The organism is Mucilaginibacter gossypiicola (assembly GCF_900110105.1).
Lineage (GTDB): Bacteria > Bacteroidota > Bacteroidia > Sphingobacteriales > Sphingobacteriaceae > Mucilaginibacter > Mucilaginibacter gossypiicola.
The window spans coordinates 1-15,350 of record NZ_FOCL01000007.1; the positions used below are offsets into that span (position 1 = coordinate 1).

Here is a 15,350-nt window from a genome sequence, read left to right on the forward strand (position 1 = left end):
ATCTTTGAGCGCTGTTGACTAAAAGCAGACTTGGTGGCTTTCAGTTCCTGAAAACCCATATGATCGAAGAATGCTGATAGCTCTATATCATAACTTCTCTTAAAAAAATTAAGCAGCATGCATACTACCAGTTCAAAATGAAGCTTACGCCTTCTGCTAAAAGCATTACAAGAGTTGGTGAATAGCTGTCTTAACTCGCTATTTTGAGATGAAAGGGCAATAAAATTCCGTAAATCTGAAATGATTTTTAAGTTTGCTGACATACCACAGTTTTTTGATTCGTAACCATAAAGAACCGGATTTTATCCGGTTCTGAACTGTGGTGTTCCTTAACTTAATGACATTGGGATACCGGCCTGTGGCTAAGGCCCGTGTAGTATGAGCGTACAGCCCGGGCCGCAGGCAACGCCCATATTATAAAACCGATAAAAAAAATTCTAATAATCAATGACTTACGGTTGCGTCATTAGAAGGTACGAAGCAATCTCCGACTTGCAGAGCTACTCTGTATAGTTCGCGATTGCTTCGTACCTCGCAATGACGGGGGGATTAAGTTATAATAAAAATAACCTTTCATCTTTATTTTCATTTTTTTTTGAAAGTTTAAAAACTTATCTATCTTTGTGCATGGAATTGGCAGAGGCAAGGTTAAAATTTATCGAGGCGTGGGGTAAGCTGGGATCGGAGTGGGGGATAAACCGCACCATGGCCCAGGTACATGCTTTGCTGATGATCTCGCCTGAAGCTTTGACCACGGAAGAAGTAATGGCCGAGTTAAGCATTTCGCGTGGCAATGCAAACATGACCCTGCGCGATTTAATTGACTGGGGCCTGGTAGAAAAGCAGCATAAAACCGGTGAACGCAAAGAGTTTTTTTACGCCGAAAAGGATGTATGGACTATTGCCCGCCGTGTAGCCGAAGAACGTAAAAAACGCGAGCTTACGCCTATTATCAAAATACTTGACCAACTGGCAGGGGTAGAGGGGGATGCAAAAGATCCGGCTTATAAAACATTTAAAACTACGGTTACTGATATCAACAAGTTGGCTAATAATGTGAACAAAACACTTGATACCATGCTTAAAGCCGAGGAGAATTGGTTTTTTGGTTCGATACTGAAAGTGTTTAAATAAATTTTTTTAAATTAAAATTTCAATTTTTACTGAAAATTCTAAATAATTAATAATAAATAAAACCCTAAGCGTCATGAACTACTTTATTTTAACCTATGTTATTTATCTGTTGGCAAGTATTGCATTAACTGTATGGGTGGCCAAAGTGCTGTTTAAAAACGGACGAATTTTTTTGGTAGATATATTTCACGGCAACAACGAACTGGCCGATTCTGTAAACAAACTGCTGGTGGTAGGCTTTTACCTGGTAAATATAGGTTATATGAGCCTGGCCCTTAAAGAGTATGGCTCTATAGCCAGTATGCAGGTAGTGGTAGAGGTATTGAGCTATAAAGTGGGCTGGATCATTTTAATATTAGGCGGTATGCATTTCCTAAACCTTGTCATTTTCTTTAAGCTGCGTAACCGCGCTAAACGGGAAAAGGCATTTAATACAAATGTTTGATTTTTAGTTTTTTGTTTTGATTTGGCGGGGTGGGCAAGCGTTTGTCTGCCCCGTTTTTTGGGGAGATATGCATTGTATATCAGGCAGCACTTCTTAATTGCCTGCTTATACTGTTCAGCAAAACATCAATATCAAAAGGTTTGGCTATAAAATCGTCGGGTGATCCGGCCTGGGTGAGCACGCCGGGGTTATGGCTGGCCGAAATTAATATCACGGGTATGTTTTTAGTTTCCTGCTGATTTTTAAGGGCTTTGCAAAGTTCGCGGCCGTCTAAATTGCCAAGCATAATATCAAGCAAAATTAAATCAGGCTCATGCTGCTTTATGCAGTCAAACAAACTTTTGCCTTCAGTTAAAGTCTCAACCTCATAACCTGAGTCTTCCAGTATATATTTTATGATCTCCAAAATATCTTTGTCGTCGTCCACCGCTAATATCCGTCGCATATGTAATCTGTAAAAATTGTATCAGCAAAAAAAATCGATATAGCTTATTCAATATCAGGTTACACTGAGCAATTTTTATACCAAGTATTATATCAAATATGAATCTGTATTTGTTCGGTTTTTATGCGGAAGATTTTATGATTTATTAATCACTGCAAAGTGTAGCGGGTATACTAATGTATATTAATAAGGGCAGTGTTGTAAAATAGCATAATTGTACTTTAAGCTCTGGCTATTTATGCTTAAAGTAAAAAAGAATATCAAGTTAACAGTGAAAACAGAATAACTGACCGAAAGTTATTTAATAAAAATATGGGCTGATTTTTTGCATTTGGCGCAAAAATATTTCCTAACTGGTATAAAAAACAGGACGTTTTTTAAAAACCAACTTCTTCGCATCTGGAAATGATAAGGGGCTCCGCACTTTGAACAATAGTACTTTTTTCTTGAGTTAGCTTCGTTTTCTTCCACAAATTTTTAAATAACAGGAAGCCAAAATACAATATCTATGTTATTGATTGTGAAGAAAAAAAGAAAAAGTACTTTTAAGTAGTTGTTAATTTACTTTTAAGAAATTAATTAAATTAGTTATCGTAATACATACCGCTTGCGTTGGCACTTGTAGCACATATATCTTTTTATGGGAAGGAAAAACAGAATTTTTTTCACAAAAAAACCTCTGGGTATGCGGGTGTCAAGCTCTGATTTACACCGCGGGCACAGCGGTGCTTTCCTTACTTCTGTTTTGTCTTGTTCTGTTATAGATAGTACCATAATACAATCAGGGGTTATTGTATTTAATTAATTGTTGTATTAACTTATAAAACAAAGTTAATGTAATTATCAATGTTTTAATAAGGGTGTTGAAGTATTGATAAATATTTAATTGAAGCCGTAAAAAGGCACTGTATTTATAATGGAGCAGACATTTAGCTGCTTTTTTTGTTTTTTTGATAATTACAGCTGCTTATTACAGGAAAAGATTTATAACTAATGCTTAAAGTGTGCAAAAAACAGGGCAGATAAATGGTTGATAGGTTGAGGGAAAGGATGGCTTAACTTTTAAAGCAGGTTATTTACCTTTTCAACAAGCTCGGTCAAATCAAATGGCTTATTGATTATCGAGTCGCATCCGTAACTAATGAGTTCACTTTCATTATTCACATAGGCCGAAAAGATAATTACGGGGGTATTGCCAAATTTAGGGTGTACTTTTATGTTACGGCAAATTTCGCCTCCATTGGTGCCGGCTACACGATAATCCAGTATTACCAGGTCTGGTTCAAAGCTTTCAATCAGCGGCAGAACGTCGGTACTTACTGATGTACTTTTAACTTCAAATTGCTCATAAGTAAGGGTTTCATGAACAATATCAAGGATGTCCTGATTGTCATCCAATACTAAAATACGCTTAACCATAATAAAAATTAAAGAAATAAATGCCGAAAAGGTATTAAAGTATGCTCGTCAAAATACAGTATCCCGTAAATAGTGGTTTGGGTTTAATCTTAATCGGATAAAACTTTAATGCAAAATTAAAACTATTTTTTATAAAATTAATCAAACAAGCCATAAATAGTAACAAGTTGTAGGAATAATTATACAAGCTTCCTGTTTTTCAGGTTGTAACTGCAAATACCGTGTAAATGCTATTGATAACAAGGTAGTAAAAAGCTTTTACCATTAAAAATCTGAAACTCAAATTTTGTTGTTACATTAGTTGGCCGCAGCGGGTGTTCAATGCGCTGGTTATACACCACAGGCCCTACATAAACTTATAATTTAATGGTACTATTAACTATCCTCTTTTGTATTGTTCTGCTGGTTTTGCTTGTGAGCCTTGTAAAAGTAAATCCCTTTATCGCATTTCTGCTTGTTTCAATAGTAGCAGGTTTGTTATTGGGTATACCTATTAATAAAGTAACCGCCTCGGTGCAAAAAGGTATGGGCGATATATTAGGCCAGCTGCTCATCATTATTTGCCTTGGCGCTATGTTGGGTAAGCTTGTAGCTGTAAGCGGGGCCGCGCAAAAAATAGCAGGTGTACTTGTTGATGCTGTAGGCGAGAAATACATTCAATGGGCCCTGGTTGTTGCCGGCTTTATTATAGGTATTCCGTTATTTTACGGTATTGGTTTCGTGTTAATGGTGCCGCTCATATTTTCGGTTGTTTACAAATACAAACTGCCCGCCGTTTATATAGGTTTGCCCATGCTGGCCTCGTTATCTGTAACGCATGGCTTTTTGCCACCGCACCCTTCGCCATCGGCATTAGTAGCTTTATTTCATGCTAATATGGCAACCACATTTATTTACGGCCTTATCATAGCTATTCCGGCCATTATATTGGCAGGGCCCGTGTTTGCACAATTCCTTAAAAAAATCCCATCAGAGCCGCTGGCCACTTTTCGGGCAGAAGAATTGCCTGCCGAAAAGCTGCCCGGTGCATTCAATAGCTTTTTTACCGCTTTGTTGCCGGTTTTACTGTTAATGCTCACCGCTTTTTTTCCATACCTCAATATAAAAGACCCCGGAGTGTCAAAAGTCATTTCATTTCTTGGCGATCCATCAATTGTTATGCTGATAGCACTTTTGGTTGCTACTTACACATTGGGTATAAGGCAAGGCAGAAACATGGGCCAGCTTGCAGGCAGCTTTACCGATGCAGTAAAGGATGTAGCGTTAATATTGCTGATTATAGCGGGATCCGGTGCATTTAAAGAAGTTTTGACGGCCAGTGGGGTAAGCAGCCAAATAGCAGCGCAATTACAATCTTTCAATTTACCCCCCTTGTTGCTGGGCTGGGTAATTGCAGCAATTATCCGTGTTAGCTTAGGCTCGGCAACAGTAGCCGGATTAACGGCAGCAGGCATTGTAGCGCCATTGGTTTTACAAAATCACATCAACCCTAATTTAATGGTGCTATCTATCGGTGCCGGCAGCCTTGCATTTTCGCATGTAAATGATTCGGGGTTTTGGCTGTATAAGGAATATTTTAATTTAAGTATTAAAGATACCATAAAGTCATGGTCGTTAATGGAGACACTGGTTTCTGTGATCGGGCTTGTTGGCGTAACCATTATTAACCTGTTTGTTAAATAAAGCCATGATAAAACAAATACTGGTAAGCCTGATCCTGGCAATTTTTATGCTAACCGTCAGCAACAATGTTTGGGCACAGCAGGCTACTGTAACCGGCAGCTACTATAACTCGTTTGATGGTGTAAAGATTTATTACGAAGTAAAAGGCGATGGCTTCCCGGTAATACTGGTACATGGTTTTTCGGGTACCGGCGAAGGCTGGAAAAAAGGACAGCTTTATAATGATTTGTTAACCGCAGGATATAAAGTAATCATATTAGATCAACGTGGTAACGGGCGATCGGATAAACCCCATACCGATGCAGGTTATGCTAACGATGCCGAAGCTAAGGATATTATGGGCCTGGCTACGAGCCTGGGGTTGAAACAATATGACATTGTTGGATACTCTCGCGGATCGATTATCACGTCGCGGGTGTTTGTGCTTGATAAACGTGTTAAAAAGGCTGTAATGGGTGGCATGGGCGATGCATATACTAATCCCGAATGGCCGCGCAGGATCCACGCCTATAAGGCTTTAATGGGCGATACCAGTTTTCATGATGTTGACGGAATGATTAAATACATCCGCAGTAACCCTTTTGATGAGCTCGCGTTGGCGTATCAGCAAAAGTGGCAACCCTCAACCAGCAAACAGGAATTAGCTAAAGTGAAAATGCCCGTATTGCTTATCGACGGTACCGAAGATCATGATAACGGCGATGAAGTTGCACTTAATAAGCTTATCCCCAACTCCAGGCTTGTCCACGTTCCCGGCGATCATAACAGCGCCAGTCGTACTCCCGAATTTTCAAAAGTTGTGTTGGATTTCCTGAAATAGTACTTTCAGTTTAGATCTTTTGTCGGATTTTTAAAGCGTTATTTTCAAAACGGCCTGCTATTTGTATAAGTGTTTTTGTTAACACTTATTAATACATACCATTATGAAAAAGTTGATGCTATATATGTGCTTTTTAATTGGCCTGATGTTATCCTTCAGTATTAATGCCAACGCACAAACAACACAGAAAAAGGGGATCAGTAAACAAGGTAAGGGAGCTATAATAGGCGGTGCCGGCGGTGCTATCGCAGGTGGGTTAATAACACATAGCGCTGGCGGTGCATTGGTAGGAGGTGCGCTTGGTGCCGGTGGTGGTTACATTATTGGCAACGAAGCCCGCAGGCGCGAAGAAAAAAGGAAACGCGCGGCTCGTATTGCCTGGCGCAGGGCACATCCGCATCATCATTATACCACCACCAAAACAACGGTAACTAAGACCACAACTTACCACTAATTTAAAATACGGTTTTAAAGGCCTGTAATTTTTAATAGTTACAGGCCTTTTTTATTTAAATTAAAATTTAGCTAAATTGAAGCGATTGGGACATTTTATCCGTTAATAACTTTATTAACGATCAAACCGCAGGGTGATTTTTCTGTTTAAAGCACGATGGTGAAAGGGTTATCTGTATTAGTTTTATGTTTAATACCGGCTATGGTGCTGGCACAGGATGCAGGTACCGATACCATGAGCATAAAAAAAGATACAGTACCGCAAAGAGATGTTATTGATATAGTACGTTCGGTTTTTAAAATAAAACCCCGGCAGCAAACAACCGAAAGAAAAAAAATTTACTTTTCTGTTTTTCCTACATCAACAAGTGATGGCCGGAGCGGGGGGAGGGCGCTGTTTACTTCAACAACAGCAGGATTTTATCTTGGCGATGCAGCAACCACCAATTTATCAAGCTTTACTTTTACACCTTATTTTAATTTAAGGGGGAGGTATGGTTTGCCTATCAGGTCAAATATCTGGCTTGATAATAACGAGTGGAATATACAGGGTGATACCCGACTGATGGTTTATCCGCAGTATACCTGGGGGCTGGGCGGCAATCAGGGTCCGCATGATAAATTTTTGGTGAATTATAACTACCTCCGCTTTTATCAAAGCGTGTTAAAGCAGATCAAGCCATACTTTTATGCAGGTTTAGGCTATAATTTAGACTACTACATGGATATTGAAAGCAACGGCGATCAAAACCTACGGAAGTTTACCGGTTATAAGTATGGTACCGCTGCCGATCAGGATGCTTTTTCATCGGGCATTACGCTCAATTTATTATATGATTCGCGCAGAAACTCGATCAATCCGCTGCCCGGAGCTTATGCCAATGTGGTTTACCGGGTTAACGCCAAAGCATTTGGAAGCCATACCGACTGGCGATCATTATATATTGATGTACGGAAGTACATACAGTTAAGCAATTCGGGACCTAAAAACGTGCTGGCATTCTGGTCTTTCTTCTGGACAACGCTTACGCCGCGCACACCGTACCTAAACCTGCCGAGCCTTGGCTGGGAACCTTACCAGCGATCAGGCAGGGGATTTCCGCAAAGTCGTTACCGGGGCGATAGGCTTGCGTATTTTGAAACGGAATATCGCCGGGATATTACACGTAATGGCTTGCTGGGCTTTGTGGTATTTGCCAATGTAAACTCTGTTACAGAACCTGAAAACCACGCTTTTGTATACTGGCACCCTGCCGGAGGAACAGGTTTACGGTTTAAATTTAATAAAAAGGCGGGCACCAATATTAGTCTCGATTATGGAGTGAGTAAAAACTTCTCGTCAATAAGTCTTAATTTAGGCGAGGCATTTTGATGCTTCGGTTCATAGGTTATTGATCATGGTTCATAGAATTTTAGCATGACCATTATATAACATGTGCCCATTCGCAGCTATGAACTATTAACCGTCAACTAACCAACACACAAGTATGACCAAACAAAAATATACAGTGCTGATCCTGATATTAGGATCACTTACGGCGCTTGGCCCTTTCTCTATTGATATGTACCTGCCGGGGTTTACGGCAATAGCCAAATATATGCATACCAGTACCGATGAGGTAGCGTTGTCGTTATCGAGTTATTTCGTTGGTATTGCGGCAGGGCAGTTGCTTTACGGGCCTTTGCTCGATAGGTTTGGCCGTAAAAATCCACTGTACTGGGGGCTGGGCCTCTATATCGTGTCATCAATGGGATGTTTCTTTTCCTCATCGCTTGAAATGCTCATTGTGCTTCGCTTTTTCCAGGCAGTAGGTAGTTGTGCGGCAAGTGTTGCGGCTATGGCTATGGTGCGCGATCTGTTTCCGGTTGAGGATAATGCCAAAGTATTTTCATTGCTGATATTGGTACTTGGCGCATCGCCCATGCTGGCCCCTACGGCCGGTAGTTACATTGCCGCCGCCTTTGAATGGCAGATCATTTTCCTGGTATTAACCATTATAGCGGTGCTGATATTGGTGTCGGTAATATTCTGGCTACCGGAAAGTTATCAGCCTGATCCTTCATACTCCTTAAAGCCCGGGCCGATAATAGGTCATTTTATAACTGTTTTAAAAGATGCACAGTTTGTGACTTATGCCATAGGCGGAGCGTTTGCATTTGCCGGTTTGTTTGCCTACGTTTCGGCATCGCCTATTGTGTTTATTGACGGCTTTAAAGTAAGTGGAACTCAGTTTGGATGGATTTTTGCCGGGCTTTCGGTTGGCTTTATTGGGTCAAGCCAATTGAACAGCTTATTGATAAAAAAATACAAAAGTGAGCAGATGATCGGAGCGGCCCTGATTTTAATGGTAATTATCTCAATAGTGTTTTTTATAGGCTCATTACATCACTGGTTTGGAATAGGGGGCACTATAGCTATGATATTTGGTGTATTATGTTGCATCGGTATCAGCGCGCCAAACACATCTGCATTATCTTTAGCCCCGTTCACAAAAAATGCGGGTTCTGCTTCGGCAATTTTAGGTGCATCTCAAATGGCTGTGGGGGCGTTGTCATCCATCGGCATTTCGGTAATAAAACAACATAGCTCGCTGCCTATGGCGGCCGTTATGGTTAGCTCATCAATTTTGGCGCTTTTAATTGTGTTTATTGGCAAGCGGTTTATTAAACACAAGGTTGAGGCCAGCGGAGATGTTGTTGTGGCTCATTGAACCTTGATTTTTAGGATTGAAGGATTCGCATGATTTAAACCAAGCGCTGCCGCAAGGCTTTGCCTTGTGGCCCATATGCATCTACAATTTTCCCAATTAAAACTTACTTGCCCGTAAAGCGGTAACTTTTGAACCATCCGGGCCGGTGCTTTCAAAAACTATCTTGTTTTCGGTGAGTTCAGAAACGTAAAAAACAAAATCGCGGGTCTTGCCATCGGGTAGCTTCTCTGTTATATTCATATTACTGCCGTTAAGCGTAAAACTACCATGCGACAAGAACTTGCCACCCCAAACTATCAGGAACTTCATTTCGGGCGTAAACTGGATATAGGGCACGTTTGCATCCAACTCGGCTTGTTTTACGGTATCGGGCGGACTGGCATTAGGGTGTTCAATTTTTATATATTTCCATTTACCGGTAAGCGTGGTAACCGAAACCGTAGGTTTGCATGATGTTATAAAAAGTGTAACTACAGCAAGCAATAAAAAGCCTTGTTTTATCATGACAGAAAAATGTTTGGATAAAACTATACAATTGCTTTTAAAATTGAAAGCGTAAACGGAGGCTTAGTCTTTAGTCTAAAGTTCAAAGTCGGGCATATCACTGCCGGCTTAAGACTATTAACTTTACACTATTATTTCTTTGTGCCTTTCCTGGTACGCTCTTCGGCCTGCTTCACTTCATCCTTTTCACTTAGTGGGCCTTCGGTTTTGATCTCTTTGGCTTTTTGTGCCCCAGTTTTAGTAGTATCTGCCTTGCTACCTTCTTTTTTGATATTATTAGTAGTGTTCATGGCTTTGTAAGATAAGTTTCTATTAAATAACCTGTATTTGTTTAACTATACGTATTGTTAAAAGTTTTTATAAAAATCGTCTTAAAATTTACTTTCTGTGTATCAATTAATTACATGGATTTGACGTTGTGCGTAAAATATTTTTAAGATTTTTCGTAACAATGCATCATAGCAACTGTCTTAATGACACTATATAGCCAAGGTACTCTTCCAGGTAAGCTATAAGTATTGTGAGGGCCCGCACCTTAAGGGTTCCGTTAATAAAAAAATCAAAAACAATCTTTAAAAAAATGGACAATCTAATTGTTAGTCTGTGGTGGGTTATACCCGTCATAGTGTTATTGCTGATGTACAAATTTGTTTTGCGCGTATTTTGCGGTATGGTTATCGTTCCTGATGATCGTATTGGGTTGGTGATCAAGAAGTTTGCTCTTACAGGTAATAGCCGACTGCCCGATGGCCGTATCATTGCTACTAAAGGTGAGGCCGGTATGCAGGGCCGTGGCCTTGCGCCGGGCTTATACTGGAAAATGTGGCCATGGCAGTACACTATTATCATGCAGCCCTTTACCATTATCGAGCAAAATAAACTGGGCCTTGTAAAGGCTAAAGACGGTGCCTCGTTTGATACCGGCCGTGTACTGGGTAAACCGGTTGATTGTGATAAGTTTCAGGATGCGGTAGCATTTTTGGATAATAATGGTCAAAAAGGCCCGCAGGCAGCTTTTCTTACACCGGGTAGCTATCGTATCAACACCTTTTTGTTTGATATTGAGATGGTGCCTATCACCCAGATCCACGAAAACAAAGTAGGTATTATCACCACTTTGGATGGTGAGCCGCTGAACAAAGGTGAGATAGCCGGCGAATCGGTTGCCGGGCACAAAAATTACCAGGATCCAATTGCCTTTATCACCGCCGGTGGCCGCAAGGGTTTGCAGGAGGATGTAATACTGGCAGGTACCTACTACCTCAACCCATGGTTTGTAAGTGTTGAACAAGTAGATATGATCTATATACCAATTGGTTACGTAGGTGTTGTTAACTCTTTTGTTGGCCCGGAAGGTAAGGATACCAGCGGCGATAACTTTAAGCACGGTAACATTGTAAAACGCAATGAAAAAGGTGTTTGGGATGAACCGCTTGACCCAGGTAAGCACCCGGTAAATATCTACACCCATGCGGTTGAAATTGTGCCTACAACCAATATCGTACTGAACTGGGCCGATAGCCGTACCGAATCACACGAATTGGATAAGAACCTGTGTACCATTACAGTAAGGTCAAGCGATGGTTTTACCTTCAACCTCGATGTGTCACAGATTATCCACGTGCCACGTAACGAAGCACCAAAAGTGATAGCAAGGTTTGGTAAAATGAAAAACCTGGTATCACAGGTACTGGAGCCAACCATCGCCAACTACTTCCGTAACTCAGCCCAAAAAAGTGATGTGATCGGCTTCCTTGCCAATCGTATCCAAAGGCAAACCGATGCCCGCGAACACATTGGCCGTGTGCTGGAAACCTACAACGTAATTGGTGTGGATACCCTGATAGGCGACATAGTACCTCCTGCAGCGTTGATGAAAACCCTTACCGACCGTAAACTGGCCGAAGAGGAGAAGGTTACTTACGAGATACAGCGCCATGCGCAGATTGAACGTAAAGAGTTTGAAAGTGCACGTGCCGGTGCCGATATGCAGCCTGAAGTAGTGAAATCAACCCGCCAGGTTGAGATCAACACCCAGATGGCCGCTTCAAGGGTTGCCGCGTCAAAAGGTGAGGCCGAAGCTAAAACAATCAACGCCAAAGCCGATGCCGAGGTAAGGATCACGATAGCCAAAGCCGATGCCGAAGCAAAAACAGTGAATGCAAAAGCTGATGCGAATGCCACTGAAGTGAACGGTTTGGCCGAAGGTGCTAAGATCAAAGCAATAGGTTTATCAGAAGCCGAGGTTACCAAACAAAAAACCGAGGCCATGGGTACCGAACAATATGCCATAGTGCGTGTAGCCGAAGCTTTAGCTGCTGCGGGCATCAGGTTAGTGCCTGAGATATTGGTGAGTGGTAAAGAGGGTGGCAGCGGCGGTATGATTGACGCCTTGATAGGTACCGAAATGCTTAAAAAATTGCAGATCGAAAACCAGGGCAAAGGTGCCGCCAGCACTAAAGGCGAATAATTAAAATATCCTGATGCATAAAAATTTGCTGGCTGATTATGTAATCCCTGCAAATTATGCATCATGGTTAAGGTTTGTGATTAGAGATTTTTGAGGGAGAGTACATATGATTTCAAAATCCTAAACCTTTTTATTGAAGAGATCTGCAGTTGGAGGTGAGTTTTGTTACTGCCTCCGGCCAAAGAAAAATGAGTTCTTTATACCTAAACCTTTTTTTAACGTGATCAGGGGTTGGAGATTATAAATCGGTTGCTGTGATAGTATCCGGCTTTATGATTCAATTGCACTGATATAATTGACGAGGCTTTTAACCTAAACCGATCAATGAACAAAGGCATTCCGCGAGGGGATGCCTTTTGTGTTTTAATGCTAAGTCCTCAAAAAGAGGCAGGCGTTATTCTATCCATCACATATTAAAAAATACGGTCATGTTGAACTTGTTTCAACACCTCATATGCTGAGTCGCCTGCTAATCAACCTGCCTGCCTGTCCTTTGAGGCGCAGAAGTAAATTACACATAGTATAATTAAAAATGGGTGTCATGCTGAGTTTGTCGAAGCATGGTGGGCAGGGCCACTGCGCGCGAGTCTTCGACCGGCTCAGACTGACAGACCCTATTTTGTTATTAGAGTTCAATTGATTTAAGCACTTAGCATGAAGATTTGGAGGTGCCATCATCGGAATCAAAACCAATCAACGATTAAAGATCACTAAGTTTGAAGGTTTCTTTAACCCTGATGCCTTTTTCTGTTTGTTGTAAAGTGCAACACTCATTAACCGGGTCATGCTCAAAATATAATACATATTCTTTTTCCAGAGCTTCGTTTAAAAATAGCTTTTTTTCGGCAAGTGTTTGCAGTGGGAACATATCGTAAGCCATTACATAGGGGATAGGCAGATGCCCTACAGATGGCAGCAGATCGGCCATGTACAAGAGTTGTTTTCCTTTATAATTAATGAGCGGCAGCATCATAGATTCGGTGTGGCCGGATACAAAACGGATATCAAAATCCTTCATGAAATTGATGCCATCTTTTGCATCAACAAATTTAAGCTGGCCGCTTTCCTGTATTGGTATAATATTTTCTGTAAAAAAAGAAGCTTTTTCACGGTCGTTAGGATTTACGGCCCAATCCCAGTGTTTGGGGTTACTCCAGTAAGTTGCATTTTTAAAAGCAGGCAGCAGGTTTTCGCCCTCGCGTATAACAGCACCTCCCACATGGTCAAAGTGCAGGTGGGTTAAAAATACATCGGTAATATCATTTCTGTGAAAGCCAAGTGAAGCCAGCGAGCTATCTAAAGTAGCATTACCGTGTAGATAATAATGGCTGAAAAACTTTTCGCTTTGCTTATTACCAATGCCGGTATCAACTAAAATCAGCCGGTTTTCATGTTCAACCAGCAGGCAACGCATGGCCCAGGTACAAAGGTTATTTTCATCGGCGGGGTTGGTTTTGTTCCAGATTGTTTTCGGAACAACGCCAAACATAGCGCCGCCATCTAATTTAAAAAAGCCGGTATCGATGGTATGTAAGTTCAAAGTTGTAAGTTTTTAGTTCAAAGTCAGTAGTCAAATATATTATAATAAAAAAGAAGCCCGAAGTTTTGAACTCATAAATGCAAGTTCAGAACTTCGGGCTTCAGACTTAGAACTTAAGACTTTCTGCTTACAAGTGGATACACTCGCCGTAAGCTTCGGCTGCTGCTTCCATTACTGCTTCACTCATGGTTGGGTGAGGGTGTACCGATTTGATGATCTCATGACCGGTAGCTTCCAGCTTGCGGGCAGTAACTACTTCGGCAATCATTTCAGTAACATTATAGCCAATCATGTGAGCACCTAAGAACTCGCCATATTTAGCATCAAATATCACTTTTACAAACCCATCTTTAGCGCCGGCAGCACTTGCCTTACCCGATGCCGAGAATGGGAACTTACCAACTTTAATTTCGTAACCGGCTTCTTTAGCTGCCTTTTCGGTGTAACCAACAGAAGCAATTTCAGGCGAGCAATAAGTACAGCCCGGGATGTTGTTATAATCAAGCGGGTGTGGGTTTTGACCGGCAATTTTTTCAACGCAGATAATACCTTCGGCAGATGCTACGTGGGCAAGGGCCTGACCTTTAACGATATCGCCTATAGCGTAAACGCCTTCAACGTTGGTACGGTAAAAATCATCAACCAATACTTTACCACGATCGGTTTTAACGCCGTTTTCTTCGAGGCCAATGCCTTCAAGATTGGTAGCAATGCCTACTGCAGATAATACGATCTCCGCTTCAAGTGTTTCGGTACCTGTAGCTGTTTTTACAGTTACTTTGCACAGCTCGCCGCTGGTATCAACAGCTTCAACATTTGAGCTGGTCATGATGTTGATGCCTTGTTTTTTAAGGATACGGTTTAATGCTTTTGATACGTCCTCGTCTTCAAGCGGAACGATGTTATCAAGATACTCAACAACGGTAACTTTAGTGCCTATTGCATTGTAGAAATAAGCAAACTCGATACCGATAGCGCCCGAGCCAACCACAATCATTGATTTAGGTTGCTGAGGCAATACCATAGCCTGGCGGTAACCGATAACTTTTTTGCCGTCCTGTTTAAGGTTAGGCAATTCGCGCGAGCGGCCACCGGTAGCTAATATAATATGTTTTGCATTGTAGGTTTTAGCCGAACCATCGGCAGCTTTAACTTCTACAACACCTTTGCTTTTCAATTTACCAAAGCCAACAAGAACATCAATCTTGTTTTTCTTCATCAAAAACTGAACGCCTTTGCTCATGCCATCGGCAACGTTACGGCTTCTTTTAACAACTGAGGCAAAATCAACTTCGCCTGCACCGTTAATTTTAATACCATAATCGGTACTGTGGTTAAGGTATTCAAAAACCTGGGCGCTTTTTAACAAAGCCTTGGTTGGGATACAACCCCAGTTCAAACAGATGCCGCCTAATGATTCTTTTTCGACAATGGCGGTTTTTAAACCAAGCTGGGAAGCGCGGATAGCAGCAACATAGCCACCCGGACCAGACCCAATAACAATTACATCGTAATCCATATTATTATTGATATACTTTAATTTCGTTTCAAAGGTAAATAAGCTGCGCGGATTTTTGTGGTTTTTCCGCAAGCCCCTATTTTTTTTCGAAGGCCAAATCTAAGTAAAAAGGGCTGAAACCAAAAATGTACCGCGGGTATATATAGCCCGCCTCAGGATATTTATATCTGCGCTGTGTCATAAAATAAACTCCGGCAGTTTAACCGT

The 15,350-nt window shown here is 41.3% G+C and carries 15 protein-coding genes; 8 read left to right on the forward strand and 7 right to left on the reverse strand.

The genetic code is table 11. The features are described 5' to 3' along the window. Positions 1–263: hypothetical protein (locus tag BMX50_RS34760; protein WP_208864766.1), on the reverse strand; the 263-nt coding region annotated here is incomplete at its 3' end. Positions 264–627: 364 nt separating this feature from the next. Here BMX50_RS34760 and BMX50_RS21880 point away from each other — a divergent pair. Next, positions 628–1,134, forward strand: a complete 507-nt coding sequence (locus BMX50_RS21880; RefSeq protein ID WP_091214781.1) for a GbsR/MarR family transcriptional regulator — start codon at positions 628–630, stop codon at positions 1,132–1,134. 73 nt (positions 1,135–1,207) lie between these two features. Then, positions 1,208–1,579 carry a hypothetical protein gene (locus tag BMX50_RS21885; protein ID WP_091213837.1) on the forward strand — a complete coding sequence of 124 codons (372 nt, stop codon included), beginning with the start codon at positions 1,208–1,210 and terminating at the stop codon, positions 1,577–1,579. A 79-nt stretch (positions 1,580–1,658) separates the two neighbouring features. On the opposite strand, the gene BMX50_RS21890 is transcribed toward BMX50_RS21885, so the two are convergent. Further along, positions 1,659–2,024 carry a response regulator gene (locus tag BMX50_RS21890; protein WP_091213841.1) on the reverse strand — a complete coding sequence of 122 codons (366 nt, stop codon included), beginning with the start codon at positions 2,022–2,024 and terminating at the stop codon, positions 1,659–1,661. A gap of 1,062 nt (positions 2,025–3,086) precedes the next feature. After that, positions 3,087–3,443, reverse strand: a complete 357-nt coding sequence (locus BMX50_RS21895; RefSeq protein ID WP_091213844.1) for a response regulator — start codon at positions 3,441–3,443, stop codon at positions 3,087–3,089. Positions 3,444–3,809: 366 nt separating this feature from the next. On the opposite strand from BMX50_RS21895, the gene BMX50_RS21900 reads away from it, so the two are divergent. From BMX50_RS21900 to BMX50_RS21920, 5 genes are all read left to right on the forward strand, one after another. Beyond that, positions 3,810–5,126 (forward strand): GntT/GntP/DsdX family permease, encoded by a 1,317-nt coding sequence (locus tag BMX50_RS21900; RefSeq protein ID WP_091213847.1) that lies wholly within the window; start codon positions 3,810–3,812, stop codon positions 5,124–5,126. 4 nt (positions 5,127–5,130) lie between these two features. Beyond that, positions 5,131–5,946, forward strand: coding sequence for an alpha/beta fold hydrolase (locus BMX50_RS21905; RefSeq protein WP_091214785.1), 816 nt, complete (start codon positions 5,131–5,133; stop codon positions 5,944–5,946). Positions 5,947–6,049: 103 nt separating this feature from the next. Then, positions 6,050–6,400 (forward strand): glycine zipper domain-containing protein, encoded by a 351-nt coding sequence (locus tag BMX50_RS21910; RefSeq protein WP_091213850.1) that lies wholly within the window; start codon positions 6,050–6,052, stop codon positions 6,398–6,400. Positions 6,401–6,556: 156 nt separating this feature from the next. Then, positions 6,557–7,771 (forward strand): BamA/TamA family outer membrane protein, encoded by a 1,215-nt coding sequence (locus BMX50_RS21915; RefSeq protein ID WP_091213853.1) that lies wholly within the window; start codon positions 6,557–6,559, stop codon positions 7,769–7,771. A 115-nt stretch (positions 7,772–7,886) separates the two neighbouring features. Continuing rightward, positions 7,887–9,110, forward strand: coding sequence for a multidrug effflux MFS transporter (locus BMX50_RS21920; RefSeq protein ID WP_091213858.1), 1,224 nt, complete (start codon positions 7,887–7,889; stop codon positions 9,108–9,110). Between the two features lie 96 nt (positions 9,111–9,206). On the opposite strand, the gene BMX50_RS21925 is transcribed toward BMX50_RS21920, so the two are convergent. Beyond that, positions 9,207–9,614, reverse strand: coding sequence for a hypothetical protein (locus BMX50_RS21925; RefSeq protein ID WP_091213861.1), 408 nt, complete (start codon positions 9,612–9,614; stop codon positions 9,207–9,209). Positions 9,615–9,745: 131 nt separating this feature from the next. Continuing rightward, a complete protein-coding gene (locus tag BMX50_RS34610) occupies positions 9,746–9,904 on the reverse strand; it encodes a hypothetical protein (RefSeq protein WP_167668056.1) in 159 nt (52 codons plus the stop codon). Positions 9,905–10,194: 290 nt separating this feature from the next. Between BMX50_RS34610 and BMX50_RS21930 the strand changes: the two genes are divergently transcribed. Next, positions 10,195–12,084, forward strand: coding sequence for an SPFH domain-containing protein (locus BMX50_RS21930; RefSeq protein ID WP_091213864.1), 1,890 nt, complete (start codon positions 10,195–10,197; stop codon positions 12,082–12,084). A gap of 700 nt (positions 12,085–12,784) precedes the next feature. Here the strand turns inward: BMX50_RS21930 and BMX50_RS21935 are convergent. Together BMX50_RS21935 and lpdA are read right to left on the reverse strand one after the other, a co-directional pair. Then, positions 12,785–13,624, reverse strand: a complete 840-nt coding sequence (locus BMX50_RS21935) for an MBL fold metallo-hydrolase (RefSeq protein WP_091213867.1) — start codon at positions 13,622–13,624, stop codon at positions 12,785–12,787. Between the two features lie 127 nt (positions 13,625–13,751). Beyond that, a complete protein-coding gene (lpdA, locus tag BMX50_RS21940; protein WP_091214788.1) occupies positions 13,752–15,143 on the reverse strand; it encodes a dihydrolipoyl dehydrogenase in 1,392 nt (463 codons plus the stop codon). Between the last annotated feature and the right edge of the window lie 207 nt (positions 15,144–15,350).